This is a genomic window from Arthrobacter sp. B0316-1-20 (assembly GCF_059091865.1).
The window spans coordinates 191,588-207,424 of sequence record NZ_JBNHHC010000007.1; the positions used below are offsets into that span (position 1 = coordinate 191,588).

The window sequence follows — 15,837 nt, forward strand, 5'->3', positions numbered from 1 at the left end:
GGAATGAGACGCCCTTGAAAAACCAACTGCACGCACCTGTCTTGCCACACTCCGCACCGCACCGTGAACTTCGGTCCACTCCAGCTGGAGCTGGCGAATTGAGCTCGGTGATCGAGCCTTCGGAACTTGCATCTTCGGATCAAACCGCCTTCCCCGCGGACTTGTCCGTCCTGTCCACGGACGAACTCCTGATGCTCAGCAGCCGGTTCTTCCGCCAGTTGGATCGCAAGCATCCTGTGCGCGACGCCATCGTCCAGTACTACGCCGTCGCGCGGGAGCTCGAAGGCCGCGAAGAAGCCGATCTGGACGGCGAAGAGCAAAACCGCCTGGGCGCCTAGTCCTCCAGTCGCGCTGTTGTGACTGGATGGCCGGCGACCCACGTCGGCCGCAACCGCGGGCGCTGCCACAAACCATTAAGACCACCAAGCAGCCGAGGCCATGAGGCAACACACCTCATCGCCTCAGCTGCTTTTCTTTTGCGAACGAAGTCGGGTTCCACAGTCGACCGGTGGAACACCCTCAGTACAAGAAGATCGGCAGCCAGTCGGGGTTGTGTGCATGGACAAGTGCGAGGAACAGCACGAAGTCGAAGATCAGGTGCACTGAGACGACGTACGTGAGCGACTTTGTCAGCTTGAAGGTGTAGCCCTGCAGCAGCGCGAACGGGAAAGTCAGCAGCGGGCCCCAAGCCTGGTACCCGATCTCCCACAGGAAAGACGAGAACACCACGGCCTGCAGAATATTGGCGAGCCAATCGGGGAAGTGGCGCCGCAGCAGTGTGAATGTGGTGCAGATAAAGAACAACTCGTCCCAGATGCCAACAGCATTCACGCCGAGAAAGAGCCGCCAGAAAATGGCGGGATCGGAGGCATCCGGCCAATTCTGGTAGACCCCCGTGCTGATCAAGTAGACCGGCAGTATGAAGTACCCCAGCGCGACGACGCCGATAAGGTACAGTTTCGCGATCAGCGGCCACTTGCGCCCGGTGTTCACCGGAAACTTGATGATGTCCTCGCGGTAGACGAACCTTGAGATCAACCACGGCACCACCACGGCCAGCGTGAGGGCGCTGCCCATCAGGACCATATGGGAGATGCTCAGGTCGGCGTTCAACGGCACCAGGCTGATGATGAACATGCCCGCGGCGACCAGCGCGAGGTGCCGAGCAAATCCACGGTCGACAATGACGGCCGTCAGTAGGCTGGCGGCGAGCAGGCTGTAGCCGAAGAGATCATTCTCGACACCGAATAGCAGCACCCCCGATGCCGAGAGCAGTACCGCCGGGACCAATTTCCAGCTGAGCGCAGTGCGGGGTGCTTCGGTCGAGATCGTTGTCACGCAATAAGCATGTCAGCGCGATAGCCGGACGCGAAACCGTTCGCAGCTCGGCGGAGTTTCTACACCGTGGTGCTTAGTGGTGGCCTGTCTTCGTAGTACCGAACATGAGTGTGCGGCGGCTGACGTCATAGTAGACGGTCTCCGAGGTGGAAAGGAGGTCCTGCAGATTGTCGGCGTCGTCGGCGTCCAGTGTCAGCACTTCTTCCCATGCACCCTGGTCAAGGACCAATTGCAGGGTCCAGGTGCCGCGGGCACCCGCCTCGCCGGCCACCCAGGTGAACTGGTAATGGCTGAGCTGGCGGACCTTGATGCTGTCATCGGTAATAGGCTGTTTCGGCGTAGGCGTCATGGTTTTGCTCCTTTTCATGAGGAAGCCTTGACCGGCCTCACATGGTGTTTGGGATCCGGATGTAACACCTCAGCGATGCTAAGGGTGCTGATTACCTTCCTCCATTGACGCCCTGCTGGCAAGCCCCTCACCCGACCTTTCTGTTGGGGGAGCGGTCTCTGCTTAGTCCTCCAGCCACGCAGGCGTGAACAGCAGGTTCAACCCCTCGGCCACCGTGGGGTGCGTGATGACGGCGTCGCGCACCGCGGTGTAGGGGAGTCCGCCGATCATCGCCATCTGCAGTACGGCGATCGCCTCGCTGGCGTTCACTCCACGCAGCGCGGCGCCCAGGATCTTGCCGGTCCCGCGGTCCAGCACAGCCTTCCATTCGCCTGCCAACTGTCCGACGGTCCGGGCGCGCGGGATCGCGCTCACCGGCATCCGTGCGATCCGCACATCATGGCCAAGACCGCGGGCCTGCTGTTCGGACAGGCCCACCCGGGCAAGCTCCGGCGTCGTAAAGACGGTGTAAGGGATAAGCCGTTCCACGCTGGACCTCGGCTGTCCCTCGCCTCGCTCAGCGGCCAAATTGGCCTTGAGGATCCGGTAGTCGTCGTAGGATGCGTGCGTGAACTGAGGTGATCCCGCTGCATCGCCTGCGGCCCAGACTCCATCGGCGGAGGTGTGCAGCCGGTCGTCCACCTGGATGATGCCCTTGTTCGAAAGCATCACGCCCACGTCCTCCAGCCCGAGGCCGTCCGTCATCGGCCGCCGTCCGAGCGCCACCAGCACGTCGTCGGCGCTGACCGTCTCCCCGGTGGACAGGGTCACGGCGACCGTGCCGTCGTCAGCGCGTTCGATCTTCTCCGCAGCCGCCCCCAGCTTCAGCGTGATGCCGGCGTCGGTGAAGTCCTTGGCCACGGCTTCGGCAACGTCGGCGTCCTCGCGCGGCAGCAGCTGGCCCGCCCGCTGCACCACCGTGACCTGCACGCCGATGGTGTTCAACAGGTCCGCGAATTCACAGCCAATGTAGCCGCCGCCCAGGATCACCATGCTCTCCGGCAGCTGCTCCAGGTGCAGCAGCGTGTTGCTGGTCTGCACGTTGGACTCCGCCAAACCCTCAATGTTGGGCAGCATCGGCTCGGTGCCCAAATTAATCACGACGTCGGTGCCGCGCAGCACGCGGGTGCCGCCGTCGTTCAGCGAAACCTCCACGGTTTTCGGCGCCACGAACTTGGCCTCGCCCAAGATGAAGTCCACGCCAGAGCTCGTGAACAGCTTCTCTTGGCCCGCAACCATGGTGTCCACCACGTCCTCCTTGCGGTGCCGCAGCAAATCAAGGTCCATCCGCGGATCCTGCACGCCCGCCACCCCGAACTCCGCTGCCCGCCGCACCGTCTTGAGCACCCGGCCGGAGTGGATGATGGTCTTGGTGGGGATGCACGCCACATTGATGCAGGTGCCGCCGATCATGGCCCGCTCGACCATCGCCACTTTCTGCCCGGACTTAGCCAGGTCCATTGCCAGCGACTTGCCCGCCTTGCCGCCGCCAACCACCAGCAGATCAAATTCCTCGGGTTCCATGGCCAACCTTTCCTCGGCGGTGCGGCGCCCAGCGCCGCCTTAAGGCAACCGTACTCCGGACGCGAGAGGTACCGCGGGCCCACCACGATAGCCCACAGCCTCGGACGGCTGCTGGTTCAGCGGCGCGCGGCCTCCCGCCAGTGGCTGTGCTGTCGGTCCATGAACCAAGCCCGCGCAATATTTTCGGTGCAGGCCGCGAACGGGACATACTTACACGCATGGCACAGACGGGCAGGAATAATGGCTGAAACCTACGTCAAGATCTGCGGACTGCGGACTACCGAGGCGGTCGAGGCTGCCATCGGGGCCGGCGCGGACGCCGTCGGATTCGTCTTTGCACCAGGCGGTCCTCGCACGGTCAGTGCCGAACTGGCTCGCTCGCTCGGCGAGGCCGTGCCGGCTGGGGTCGAAACGGTCGGCGTGTTCCGCAACCAGCCCATCGGCGAAGTCATCGAAACCGCCCGTGCAGCAGCGGTGACCACCGTCCAGCTGCACGGAAACGAAACCCGCGACGACATCCGCTCGCTCGAGGACGCCGGGTTCCGCACCCTGCGGGCCTTCTCCGCCGACGCCTACGATGCCCTGCCGGCGGCTGAAAAGGCGGGCTGGGAGGCCGGGCGGATCCTGCTCGACGCAGTGGAGCCCGGCGCCGGGGTGACCTTCGACGCGAGCGCCATCCAGGCGCAACCGCCGCGCGGATTCTGGCTGCTGGCCGGCGGGCTGACTCCAGCCAACGTCGGCGAGCTGTTTGCCACTCTCCGGCCGACAGGCGTGGATGTCTCCAGCGGCGTTGAATCCAGCCGCGGTATCAAGGACACCGGACTGATCCGCGACTTCGTCCACGCCGCCAAAATGCAGTGACCTGCGGCCCGCCGCCTCAGCGCCGGGCGGACGTCCATCCTTGTTGGTGGAGCCTTTCGAAACCGTCCAGCAGCAGATCCAGCGCAAACTCGAACTCGAACTGGTCGTCGCAGCCCTGGCCGACCACTGACCCGTCGTCGTGCGCTCCCGCCATGGCGACTTCGGCAATATGGGGGTACCGCGCGGCCATCATCTGCAGCATCTCCGGCGGCACCACCGCCGGCGCGCTCTGCGAGTCGTCGAACAGCTCTTGGGTGAAGCCCCACATGCGGCTCCCCAGCGCGTGCATCACGTGGTGCGTCAGGTCGACCGAGAATCCGCCCGCCCGGAACATACCGATCACGGAGTCCATGTAGTCGAGGACAACGGGCGACTTGTTGGTCCGCGACTCCAGCACCTGGCGGGCCCACGGATGGCGCAGCAGGACTTCGCGAGCGGAGAGGACCCGCTGCCGGACGTCGTTCCGCCAGCCCGACCCGCTAATCCGCGTGTCGATCTCGCCGACGATCACGTCGACCATCCCGTCCAGCAGTTCTTCCTTGTTCGCGACGTGCTTGTAGAGCGCCATCGGCACCACGCCCAGCTCCTGGGCCAGCTTGCGCATGCTGAGCTGCTCCACGCCCGCTTCATCGGCAAGTACGACGGCGGCGCTCAGCACCCGCTCTCGGTTCAGCGGCGCCCGGCGCACCTCTTCCGCCTGCTGAGCCATCCGAACCACCTTTGCCGAGCTAAAAACTTCTCTTGACAAGTGTACGTCGTACACCTACCGTATCGATTACGAGGTGTACACCGTACACCCACGACTCGAGGATCTGGCATGATCACAGAAACCACAGGCGCCTCCGCCGCCGTCAAGCGACGCTCCAAACCGGTCTGGCTGGTGCCTGCCGCACTGATTTTTATCAGCATCATTCCGGTGATCTTCGGGTCGCTGCGTGTAGCCGAACTGACCGGCGGCGCTGCGGTCACACCGGCCAACCAGCGATTCTTCGACTCGCCGGTCCCGGTGCTGATCCACATCCCCGCCGCTATCATCTACAGCCTGCTCGGGGCCTTCCAGTTCGTTCCCTCGCTGCGCCACGGCAAGCGCGGCAGGCGCAACTGGCACCGCATCGCCGGGGTTATCCTTATCCCGGCGGGACTGCTTTCGGCCCTGTCCGGCCTCTGGATGGCCGTCTTCTACGATCTGCCGCCCGACGACGGCGTCATCCTGCTCATCCTGCGGCTGGTCTTCGGCACGGCCATGGCCGCGAGCATTGTCCTGGGCATCCTCGCCATCCGCCGCCGGGACTTTGATGCCCACGGCGCGTGGATGGCCCGCGGCTACGCCATCGGCATCGCTGCCGGAACTCAGGCTTTGGTGAGCATCCCGTGGTTCGTGCTGGTCGGCCCGACCAACGAACTGAGCCGGGCTGTGCTCCTCGGTGCGGCCTGGCTGCTCAACCTCGCCGTCGCTGAGTACTTCATCCGCCGGCGCCCCCACCGGTCCGCGCCTTCGCGGCGCCTGTCTGGCCGGTCCACCGCAGTGCCGACCGGAGAATCACGATGAGGGCCGCGGTTTACCGGAAGTTCGGCCCTCCGGAAGTCGTCAGCGTGGTCGAGGTGCCGCAGCCCTCGCCCGGTCCCCGGGATGTGCTGGTCAAAGTCCACTCGAGCACGGTGAGTGCTGCCGACTACCGTTCCCGGAGCCGTGACGTTCCAAAGGGGCTCGGGTTGCTGGCGGCGAAAGGCCTCGGTCTCTTCCGGCCGCGCAATCGAGTCCTGGGCATGGACTTTGCAGGCGTCGTTGCCGCAGTGGGACCGGAAGTCACCAAGTTCCACCCCGGCGATGAAGTCATCGGAATGCTCGGCGCTGACTTCGGCGGCCACGCTGAATATGCGTGCCTGCGCGAAGACGGCAACATCACCGTTAAGCCGCGCAACATGGGCTTCGAGGAAGCCGTGACCCTTGTTTTCGGTGGACTTACCGCACGCAGCTTCCTCAACCGGGCCGACATCAAACCGGGGGATACCGTCCTCATCAACGGCGCTTCCGGCGCTGTCGGAACCGCCGCGGTACAGCTCGCGAAACAACTCGGCGCTCACGTCACCGGCGTCAGCAGCGCAGCCAACGCCGCGCTCGTCACCTCGCTCGGCGCCGACCGGGTCATCGACTACGCCCACACCGACTTCGCCGCCGAGGGCAAGACCTACGACGTCATCATGGACTGTGTCGGCAATGCTCCCTTTGAGCGCGTCGACGCGTCGCTCAATCCCGGCGGTTCGTTATTGCTGGTCATCGCCGACCTCACAGCAATACTGCAGGCATCGAGCCGGACCCGGAAAAGGGGGAAGCACGTCATCGTCACTAGCAAATACACCGTCGACGACCTCAGATACCTCGTCCACCTCGCAGAATCCGGTCAGTACCGCCCAGTCATCGACAGAACCTACAACCTCGACGACATCGTCGAAGCCCACCGCTTCGCCGACACAGGCCGCAAAACCGGCAACGTCGTCGTGCGAATCGCACCCGCCGCCAAAGGCAAGACAGAACCCAATGGAAGTCGCCGCGCTGCCAAGATCGGGGTGGTCAATCTGTAAGCGTGCGGCGTCGGGTTAGGCAGCGACTGCTGGGAACACCACCAGTGATCCGTCGCTGCTTCGTTCGATCTCGATCGCAACGTCGGCCTGGTGTATTCCCGCGTTAAGGCCATCGCCCAAAGCGCGCAGGCGATATACAGCTTGGAGGAGGTGGTCGACCTCGCCTGGCGTGAACGCAGGGATCCGGAAACCACCGTGGCGCTTCAACTCGAGAGTAGACAGTCGGAGCAGGACCGAGTGAATGCCTGATTCCAACTCGTCGAGGCGACGCCCGTCATCGTGTAATTCTCTGATGAACCGCTTGAACGGATTATTTGTGTCCTGTTGAGCGTGTTCAACTGCTTGAAGCACGAGCACTCTGCGTTTGAGGGCAATCGCGAGTTGTGCAAGCTCCAGGTGTGCCCGGAATTCACCGCCGTCCTCTGTGATGCCGGGGAATGACTTCGTTAATGCACCGACTTCGACCGGGCCGTCGGGCAGCGCGTCTAGCGCAGCTTGCCATTTGGTGAGCCGACGCCGGGTACCTGCGATCGCCGAGCTGATCTCGTGGGACGCTGAATCTAGTCCGAGCGAGTGGCCGATTCTGCCTTGGTCGAGGAGAACCGAGGTCGCCTTGTCGATCGCATCACGACAACCGTCGAGCCCGTTGCGTTCGCTCTCGAGGTTGTGTTCGTGCAACTCTTCCAGGAGGTCGGTGATTCGCTCGATCGCTTGCTGGCGCTGGTGATCGGCGTAGGCGCTGACGCTGACCGCGACGGCCATCAGCACCAGCGGCGCGGCCACTGTCAACGCTCCGGCGCTGGCCACCGCCACACCAGCTGTGGTGGCCGAGCCGGTGGCAGCACCCGCAACAGCGGCCTTGCCCGCAACGGGCACAAACGTAGCGCTGGCTGCGATGCGGCCGGTGGAGTTGACCAGCGCACCGTGAATACCTCCGGCAGATGCCTTCATGGGCTGAACAAGTCCTTTACCGACCTGTGCGGCGACCTTTGCCGGTACTACCATTCGGTAGAGCACGTCGCCGTTAGCGGCGACGTTCAGCGTCGGAGGCGCTGACTTCGCGGTTTGGGCCACGAGATGCGTTAATTGCCGAGCGAGCGGGCTGGCTGCATGCAGTGGAATCCCACCGTTCCGATCGCGCTTGGTCGACATCGGATGCGCTTCGAGAGTGGCAATAGGGGAGTCGGCAAGTGTTGCTAGAGCTGTTCTGAGTTCTGAGAGTCGGGCAGGTGTCATGCCCTCATCGCCTAGCACGTTCGGCACGCTCACGGCCTCTGTAGCCAGTGTCCATACTGGCACGGGTGCCTTGTTATTGGTCGTCATCTCTTGTCCGCTCCCCAAACTGAAAACCACCATAGGCGGTGGTAGCGACACAATTCAACCACAGGCCGCAGACAGTATTCCTCGCCCAATGTCTCATAGCTGTTGGCCTATGGAGTCTTCGACGGGCACGGGGCTAAGGTCTCGGAGGTTGAATAGCGCCATCGTCTGATCCGACCCGAGTGCCTCGACGTGTTTCATCTTGTTTCGAGGTGCGCGCCGTCGCTCGCTCTTCCGCGGATTCGTATTCCCGCCGCGACCTGCTGCGCGGCCTCCAGCGGGATCCTCTCCTTCAGCAATTCTGTGCGCCACGCCTTCTCGTATGGCATTGTCCCCTCAGACTGTTCGTCTCTTGATAAAAAGGACCAGTGACTCGTCCGTCACTGTGGCTGTGCCGTCGAGCAACGAAGAGACCTCGACGCCGTCGATCCGGTCGTAGACGGAGATCCTGGCGAGGTGTAGCTCCGGGTTCGTCAGGGCAGCAGCGTCTTTGACCATGTCGTAAAGCGCTCTTTGCTTCCACCTGGGGGCGCCTCCGTTGTCGAAGTCGCCAGCAGGAGCGGCGGGACCGAACATTCGTTCGCACGAGGGGTTCGTCCAGCGCTTGCCCCATCGCCCGGCGCTGAGGCAGTGGGATTCATGCGATCCTGCCAAACGAACGTAGTCGGCTTTCCACGGCAGTTTGTCTGCCCAAGGGAAGTCGAGAGTCATGGCCCGGTATCTGTTGAAATGAAGTTCTTCGTCCAACTCGACGACCAAGCCACCGTCAAAAGACAGATCCCATGACCCAGGCCTAAGGACCGGATGCATGTCAAGCCCGCCCAGTTGCCCATAGACATCCCTGATCCCGGTTTCGAAATCCCCTGCGATCTCAGCCAACCGGGGTGGGCGCACCACATTTGATGATTCGCGAAACCCGGCATTGATCAGCAAATCCTTTAGCGCACCAGCGCGCTGACCAGTCTTGACCATAGTCTCTCCTCGCCTCTTGTCCTCAAATCCCGGTGGCCTGGACCAGCTCGTATACCTTCCCCAAGGCGGGCAGATGGATGAGCGTTTTCACGACTGGCTTACCCGTCGCCGCTTGGACGGCCCGACCGTAGACGTCCATCTGACCGAGGTAGTTTTCCCGAATGTGCTTGACCGGGTCAGTTCCTGGATAGCTCTTGTGGTCCACCAAGACGAAGCCTGCTGGTGTCTCCAACAGGAGATCGATCCAGCCCTCCATGACCTGGTGGGCGTCGTTGCGCCAACTGACCGGTGCCTCTTTGAAATTCAGGGCGCCGGGGTAGTTGGCATTGGCGTAGGCTGCAAGTCGGTCACCGGACGTCACGATCACATCGGCTCCGACCAAATCGCCGACGTTCCACCGGTCAATGATTTGCTTAGCTAGGCCCAGTTGGTCATCCGGTGACAGCGAATCGTACGCGGTTCCGAGGTAGGTATGGATTGCGGATCCCACCGCGTCCCAGCCCTTGTCTCCGTGAGGAATTAGCCGCTCTCCGAGGTCAGCACACAGCGTCACCTCGACTCGTCCGTCCTCGAATTCCTGATTGCTGGCGCGGATGCGGGCCGGTGGGGGGACAGATTGGACGCTGACGTCACGCTGTGGATCGACGTACTGGACACCCAACTGCGGCCCACATGAAACACCTTTGTCTTCGGATACATAGTGATGCACTGTGGCCGGAAGCGCGCTGACCCCACTGACGTGAATGGAACCGCTGCCTTCGTGCTCCGACCACGAGATGAGTCCTTCGATCCCCAGATCGTTAAGCGCCGCTGGGGCAGATTTCTCGGCCGTAAGGACCGTGGTAACTTTCGAACGGGTCATTCCGACATACATCAAGCGTGACAAGTTCTTGCGTTCCCGGTCCTCGCCGCGGAGAGCTACCTCTGTGGAAGCAGCAGCCTTGTCCAAAGGCGATCCGCGGTAGGGGAAAGGCGAAGGCCAGAACCGGATCCACCGGCCGTCTAAAGGCCGGTCGAGATTGAATCCGCCGTCGTGCTCGACAGCCGCGCCGAAGGTGCGGCCTCGGACGGTCTTGTCCAAGCTTTCCAACACCACAACCGGCCATTCGAGGCCTTTCGCCTTGTGGTAAGTCATCACGTTGACGACATCCTCACCGGAGTCTTCCGCACTCCGCTGTTCCGCTGCGGCTAGGAAACGAAGGCAGCCGCGGAGCGTGCCCGGTGTTCTGAGTGTTTTGCAGGATTCGTAATAGTCGTTGAGCGCGGCCCGGAATGCATCGAGATTCCGCAGCCTGGTGGCCGGAGCGGACCAGGACTTGATGAGGCGGGGCAGCCCGAGCAAACCGACCGCTTCTTCAAAGACCTCGGTGGGAGTCGACCGGCCAGCCCGTTCCCGCAGTTCGGACAGTGCGGTCAGGAGTGGATCTGCTGCCCAATTGGTTAGAAGGTCGGCCGGCGAGGCTGCACCAAAAAGCTGCTGCTGCCAAGCAATATGGCCGTGGTGCTCCGGGTGTAGGGAGACGATTTCGGTCAGGGCGACGGTGTCGCGTGCGTCGGCTACAAAAGCCAGAGCCGCACGGACCATTTGGATCTCCCGGGAGGAGAAAAGCTCCTGCTCAGTGGCGCTGGCCCGGATACCTAAGTCACCGAGAGCGCGTGCGATGGCGAGTACCTCTGCGTTCGATCGAGTCAGCACGGCCACATCGCCGGGTTTCAGCTCCGGGCGTCGATGGAGCAGATCCGCCACACCTGCAGCGGTAGCTGCCAGCCGGTCCTCGACCTTAGTTTGGCCGCGCATCCATGCTTCCAGCGATCCCTCGGGCCAGTCGGCGTGCGCGTCGGGCAGTTTGATCCGGATCGTCTCGGCTGGCATCCCCATGCGCCCAAAGACCGGTTCAAAAACAGCGTTAGAGAGGTTGATAACTGCCTGTTGAGAACGCCACGAATGTTCGAGTCGCTCCACAGCATCCACGGAAGCGACGACGGCGTTCATCAGTTCCGGGTCGGTGCCCCGAAACTCGTAGATTGCCTGCTTGGGGTCGCCGACCCAGACAACTGTCTCTACGAGCCGGCTGAATTGCAGGAACAGCTCCAACTGCAAAGGGCTGGTGTCCTGGAACTCGTCGACTACGAGGAATTTCACTCGTTGCCGGAAGGAGGCGCGGAATGCCTCGTTGCTTCTCAGCAAGTCGACAACCAGCGTCTCCTGGTCCACGAAGTCGATGAGTGCGTGCTGGCGCTTGAACTCCGCGTAGGCCGCGAGGCAGTCCGAGGCGCAAGCGAAGATCAGGCGGATGTACTGCTCAATGTCTGCGTGGAAAGCCGGATTGGCCAGCAGACCTTCCTTGAATGCCGTCGTCGTTCCCTCGAAGATCCTCTTCAGAGCGACAGGGGCCGTGCTAGGAACAACTCCGCGCCATTGCTCCCAAGAGATGTCTTCGATCTGCTGCATGGCGGCGATCTTGTTGTGAATGATCGGCCACTTGGCCTTGAAACCAACAGCCCCGGTGTCCACTCGTTTGCCAGTCGAATCTACACCGTCACGAACCACGGCTTGCAGCTCATCGAGTCCCTGCCGGAACTGGTGCAGCCATGTCGCGCGGTCGTCGCTAGCAGCGGGCTCGTCGAGCAGTTCTTGGAACCCATTCCAGGACCGCTCCGCACAAGCAGCCAGGTCATCGGACGCCAACATGTTGTTCCGTGCGGCGTCACAGATGGCGCGGACCGTCTTGTCCCATGCCCCGTCGTCATCCAACTGGCTTAGGCGATTCGCTAGAGGCAGGATTTTGCCGGAGTGGCGCGCCAACACCTCGTCTGTGGCCATGCGGAAGATGCCGGCTTGCTCGTCTTCGGCTATCGCTTCCAAGGCGGGGGACAGGCCAGCATCGATGGCGTATTCCTTTAGAAGCCTGCTGCAGACGCTGTTCACTGTACCGATCAGGCTGACCGGGAGATGTTGGGCCGCTTCCTGTAGCGCCTTCGGATCCTGGCCCGACGTCGGAGCGTCCAGCAGCCTGGCGGCAATCCGCTCCTTCAGCTCGCTGGCTGCCTTCTTGGTGAACGTCGTCGCCATAATGGCGGAGGCCGGGATCCCGGAGCCGATCTTGTCGGCGATCGCGTTCGTCAGATAATAGGTCTTGCCGGTCCCTGCACTTGCGGAAACCATGGTGATGTTGTCCAACGCATTCATGAAATGTCTCCCTTGATTCCGCAAAGCGTGCTGAAGTCGCAGAACGTGCAGGCCGGCTTCAAGTACAGGCGGCCTTCCTCCTCCGCGAGCTCTTCGCCAAAGGTTTCCTCTGCTGCGGCCAGCTCAGCATCACGCAATGGGCCGACCGTGATACGGCCGTTGACTACTTCCGAAATCGAGAATTCCGCGGCCGCCGTCGTCTTCTGCCAGAGTTCCTCCGACGATTGGGAGCTTCCCAAAGGGTTGCCGAAGGCCTCCGACGTCGACGCGAACGTGCCCTGCTTGAGCAGATAGTAGGCCACCGGCGATTCCGTCGGCAGCGAATCGCCATCGTTCAAGGCCCACTGGTATACGGCCAACTGCACGGCCTTGCCATCGCGGACTTCGGCCATCCGATATTTATCCCGGTTGCTCCACTTCAGGTCGACAACAACCCGCCGTCCGTCGGCGTCGATAGCCACGACATCGGCGGAACCCCTCACGGGTACCGCCACAGGATGGCCGTCAACCGTCAGCTGAAGGTCCTTCTCAAACTGCTGTTCCATGGACTGGATGACAATTCCGGCAGCGCTGAGCGTCGTGAAGAACTTCAGCACGGAGGCGCGGACCACGTTGTGTAGGTGCAGCAGACCGCTGCGCCGTCCCGGTAAGAGCAGTTCGGACGCCAAATGGGGCAGCAGCTCATCGATTTTTGCAGCCACCCGCTCAGGGGTCGGCACAGCCTGGTGTGCGGCGGCCAGCTCGTGGTGGAGCTCCTCGACCACACGGTGCGTGAATGTGCCGAGCATAGCGTTGCCGCCTGGGACGCTGCCGGCGTCTGCCACGCGAAGGCGGACCTTTTTGTCCAGCACCCAAGCCAGCGAGCATCCGATCAGATTTCCCAGCTGCGAGAAGGATAAGGATTCAGGGAGCAAGTCCGGTCGCCGTCCCACATCAAAGGACGACGGCGGGGCAGTGATTTCGCGGTTGGGCTCGACTACCAGCTCGGCCGTACGGCCTGCCACGTGCCAGTGCCCGTTTTCGGTTGTAGACGCCGGAGTAACTCTCCGAGCGGCCACGCGTTCCGCAATTCCCCGAGGCGTTTCGTCAGGTCCTCCTTCGTCCCCTTGCGCGGCCACCAATGCCTCCAGCAGCGGGTTGCCTTCGCTGCGTTCGCCGTCCTGTTGCAAGGTCTGAATTATGAGCAGGTTTTGGCATCGGGTCGAGGCAGTTACGGCCTGCGCCACGTTCAACGCCGCGAGCAGTTCCGGCGGAGGAAGGTCCACGCCGATCTCAGCCAGAGCGGCGACATCATGCTCATCCCAGCGGCGTCCTGCTTCGGCCGAACCGGACTTGAAGCCCCACCAGAGAACGTCGTCGACGTCGTCCATAAGTTCATGCAGATGGTTCAGACGCAGCCACGGCGCAGCTTCCGCTGTAGCCAAGGGGTTGGGCGTCTCCGCGACAACGGAGTGAAGGATCCGACGCAGATCTGCCCGTGAGACGACGCGCTGGCCGGAAATCAGCGCCAGCAGAGTCTGCAATTGGGCTGACGTCGTTTTCATGGACTCACTGACCGCAGACAAACGACCGAGGCGACCGACTAGCCAGGAGCTTTTGGCTACTAGCTCGGCGCCGCTGACGCCGTCCTCTTCGCGAAGCAGGCTGCTTGAAAACAGGGCATCAAGTTCTGCCGCCAGTGCGGGGCCAAGATCGGGTTGATTTGCGATGTCGTCGAGAGCCCGCCGCCACGCTGGCCCGCCGGTCCCGGGCTCCGCGGCAAGGGCTTTCAGCAGGGACCTGGAGGCCCTGCCTCGCACCGGTGCGGGGAAGACGGGCAAGGAAAGGAACTCACCCAGCAGCTGGACGTTGACCGGACCCCAGATCACTTCCATGAACAAGGGGATGATCTGGTCCTGGGCGCGCCACGGGGACTTTCCGCTGACCCCTATCCGGGGCAATCCAAGGCCGCCGAGGTAATGGTCAAGGAGAGCTGTGGGGGCGGAACTGACCACGGCTGTGGAACGGTTGGGTGCGCCGGCGGCCAGCCAGCGGGCGGCGTGTTCCGCCGCTTCCCATTCCGTTTCCGTCTCCAGGATGGTGATCGCTGGCGGAGCGGTGTTTGACGGCGGAGGTTCTTCGACCCTGATGCCCCGCTGGGCCAGTTTGGCGAGGATTGCCTGCCATATTGCAGGGAAGGAAGTGGACGGGTGCTGCAGTCGGATGACTGAAATGCCCAACGGGAGTGGCGAATCCAGGGCGGCCAGCAGGCCAGCGACGTCGTCGGGCAACGCGGGGGACAAAGGAACCCCAACCTGTTCGGCGTCGGAAAGGCAGCGCAACAGTTCAGAGACTCCGCTACTCGGGAGGGTCCCGTCCCAGCCATTGGCCACCAGATCGTCTCGGGCGAAAAGCAGATCCTGAGCCGTGGACCAGGGATCAACGGAGAAGGACTCATGGAACCAAGCGTCCTCGCCGTCGATCGCACGCAACCTTGCGGCGAATTGGTGCACTCTGGCGACATGCTGCGTCTCCGGCCGTGTTGTGCCAAGCTGCGTTTGCAGCAAGCTGACCAGCCCCAACCGTCCTACCCGGAGCCTGTTGAGGCCGGGTGTCTGGAATGCCCAAGGGGCGCGGTCAAGGTACCAGCCGAATTCGACGATCATGTTTCCCCAACTCCTGCCGTTGCCTGCTGCTCCGCAGAACCGGCTTCCTGTCGTGTTGTATCACGGAACATTGCCTAGATTGGCAGCCAACCCGCTGTGTCGCAGGTTCGGCCGCCGGGTTCGGACATTGCGATGATCTCAGCCGCCACTGCCGTTTTGCGTCTTTACCAGTCAAGGCTGGGCCTAAAGCAGCCCCCTGCGCACCGTCCGAGTCGACTGGCATCATGGTCGATACGTCATTTGTTGGATTGGTTTTGCTCATGGGGGAGCAGGCATGGTTTTCACAGACTTCTTATTGACTGTTGTTGCCAGCGTGGTGTTTCTTGGGATGGTTGTTCTTGGTGGTAGGACCGCCGGCGCATTTGTGCGGAAGCGCCACAAACCGACTATGCTGTCGGATTCCGAATCCGCGGAACGGGCGCTCCGGAATATGGTTGAGCGAAAGCAGCGATATCGCGTTCAATCCTTGCAACAGTGGGATCGGGATTTTTTCGCGCTGCTACCATCCGCGGAACACCCGGATTACATCAAGCCAAGGGTTGAGGACCTCAGGATCGATCAGGCGGTAGAGAAATCGTCTCAGGGTAAGAAGCTGTCACGCACCACACGTTATAGGCAGCGTGACGGACGGCTTTACTCCATCCGGGAGGACTTCCCGAGCCGGCGCTTCACCATCCTGCACGGACGGTACGCGGAAGACATCACAGAGACATGGCGCGGCATTGTAGAAGCCCGCAAGGCGCTCAAGAATTCGACGGCAGCCGCGCCTCACGTCTCGGAGGAAGAGGAACGGTCGTTTAAGGTCCAGTTCGCGGAAGACGAGTTGATCCGATTCTTCGGCGCAAGCAAGATGCCGGATCCCTTCTATAACGGAGTCAACCGTTTCCTGCTGCTGGTGGACAGCGCCGACCCCGGGAACTGCCCTGGCTGCGGACGGTTCAAAAAGAAGACCACGAACGGATATTTCATCTGTAAGGACCTTCGTTTCCGGCGCGGACGGTGGGAGCACAAGTGAT

The 15,837-nt window shown here is 62.4% G+C and carries 13 protein-coding genes; 5 read left to right on the plus strand and 8 right to left on the minus strand.

Going from position 1 to position 15,837, the window contains the following annotated elements; genetic code table 11:
• Positions 1 to 98: 98 nt before the first annotated feature.
• Positions 99 to 338: a hypothetical protein gene (locus tag AC5RW2_RS13980; RefSeq protein WP_493963230.1), complete on the plus strand. Its 240-nt coding sequence runs from the start codon at positions 99 to 101 to the stop codon at positions 336 to 338.
• Positions 339 to 519: 181 nt separating this feature from the next.
• On the opposite strand, the gene AC5RW2_RS13985 is transcribed toward AC5RW2_RS13980, so the two are convergent.
• From AC5RW2_RS13985 to AC5RW2_RS13995, 3 genes are all read right to left on the minus strand, one after another.
• Positions 520 to 1,338, minus strand: a complete 819-nt coding sequence (locus tag AC5RW2_RS13985) for a CPBP family glutamic-type intramembrane protease (RefSeq protein WP_493963231.1) — start codon at positions 1,336 to 1,338, stop codon at positions 520 to 522.
• 73 nt (positions 1,339 to 1,411) lie between these two features.
• Complete coding sequence (locus AC5RW2_RS13990; RefSeq protein ID WP_493950982.1) at positions 1,412 to 1,687, minus strand: hypothetical protein; 276 nt, start codon at positions 1,685 to 1,687, stop codon at positions 1,412 to 1,414.
• Between the two features lie 162 nt (positions 1,688 to 1,849).
• Positions 1,850 to 3,250 (minus strand): dihydrolipoyl dehydrogenase family protein, encoded by a 1,401-nt coding sequence (locus tag AC5RW2_RS13995; protein WP_493963232.1) that lies wholly within the window; start codon positions 3,248 to 3,250, stop codon positions 1,850 to 1,852.
• Between the two features lie 240 nt (positions 3,251 to 3,490).
• Here AC5RW2_RS13995 and AC5RW2_RS14000 point away from each other — a divergent pair, with 240 nt between their 5' ends.
• A complete protein-coding gene (locus AC5RW2_RS14000; RefSeq protein WP_493950980.1) occupies positions 3,491 to 4,111 on the plus strand; it encodes a phosphoribosylanthranilate isomerase in 621 nt (206 codons plus the stop codon).
• Positions 4,112 to 4,127: 16 nt separating this feature from the next.
• Here the strand turns inward: AC5RW2_RS14000 and AC5RW2_RS14005 are convergent, their stop codons facing one another.
• Positions 4,128 to 4,820, minus strand: a complete 693-nt coding sequence (locus tag AC5RW2_RS14005; protein ID WP_493950979.1) for a TetR/AcrR family transcriptional regulator — start codon at positions 4,818 to 4,820, stop codon at positions 4,128 to 4,130.
• 108 nt (positions 4,821 to 4,928) lie between these two features.
• Here AC5RW2_RS14005 and AC5RW2_RS14010 point away from each other — a divergent pair, with 108 nt between their 5' ends.
• On the plus strand, positions 4,929 to 5,660 hold the full coding sequence (locus AC5RW2_RS14010; protein WP_493963233.1) for a DUF2306 domain-containing protein: 732 nt from the start codon (positions 4,929 to 4,931) through the stop codon (positions 5,658 to 5,660).
• A gap of 44 nt (positions 5,661 to 5,704) precedes the next feature.
• Positions 5,705 to 6,694: an NAD(P)-dependent alcohol dehydrogenase gene (locus tag AC5RW2_RS14015; RefSeq protein WP_493963234.1), complete on the plus strand. Its 990-nt coding sequence runs from the start codon at positions 5,705 to 5,707 to the stop codon at positions 6,692 to 6,694.
• Between the two features lie 15 nt (positions 6,695 to 6,709).
• On the opposite strand, the gene AC5RW2_RS14020 is transcribed toward AC5RW2_RS14015, so the two are convergent.
• The 4 genes from AC5RW2_RS14020 to AC5RW2_RS14035 all read right to left on the minus strand — a co-directional run bounded on the left by AC5RW2_RS14020 (position 6,710) and on the right by AC5RW2_RS14035 (position 14,821).
• Positions 6,710 to 8,017 carry a hypothetical protein gene (locus AC5RW2_RS14020; protein ID WP_493963235.1) on the minus strand — a complete coding sequence of 436 codons (1,308 nt, stop codon included), beginning with the start codon at positions 8,015 to 8,017 and terminating at the stop codon, positions 6,710 to 6,712.
• A 333-nt stretch (positions 8,018 to 8,350) separates the two neighbouring features.
• Positions 8,351 to 8,986, minus strand: coding sequence for a DUF7255 family protein (locus AC5RW2_RS14025; protein WP_493963236.1), 636 nt, complete (start codon positions 8,984 to 8,986; stop codon positions 8,351 to 8,353).
• A 22-nt stretch (positions 8,987 to 9,008) separates the two neighbouring features.
• Positions 9,009 to 12,176: a UvrD-helicase domain-containing protein gene (locus AC5RW2_RS14030; RefSeq protein WP_493963237.1), complete on the minus strand. Its 3,168-nt coding sequence runs from the start codon at positions 12,174 to 12,176 to the stop codon at positions 9,009 to 9,011.
• On the minus strand, positions 12,173 to 14,821 hold the full coding sequence (locus tag AC5RW2_RS14035) for a PD-(D/E)XK nuclease family protein (RefSeq protein ID WP_493963238.1): 2,649 nt from the start codon (positions 14,819 to 14,821) through the stop codon (positions 12,173 to 12,175). Before AC5RW2_RS14035 ends, AC5RW2_RS14030 begins: the two co-directional genes overlap by 4 nt.
• Before the next feature lie 274 nt (positions 14,822 to 15,095).
• Between AC5RW2_RS14035 and AC5RW2_RS14040 the strand changes: the two genes are divergently transcribed.
• Entirely contained in the window at positions 15,096 to 15,836 is a 741-nt protein-coding gene (locus tag AC5RW2_RS14040; RefSeq protein WP_493963239.1) for a hypothetical protein, read from the plus strand.
• Position 15,837: the final 1 nt, after the last annotated feature.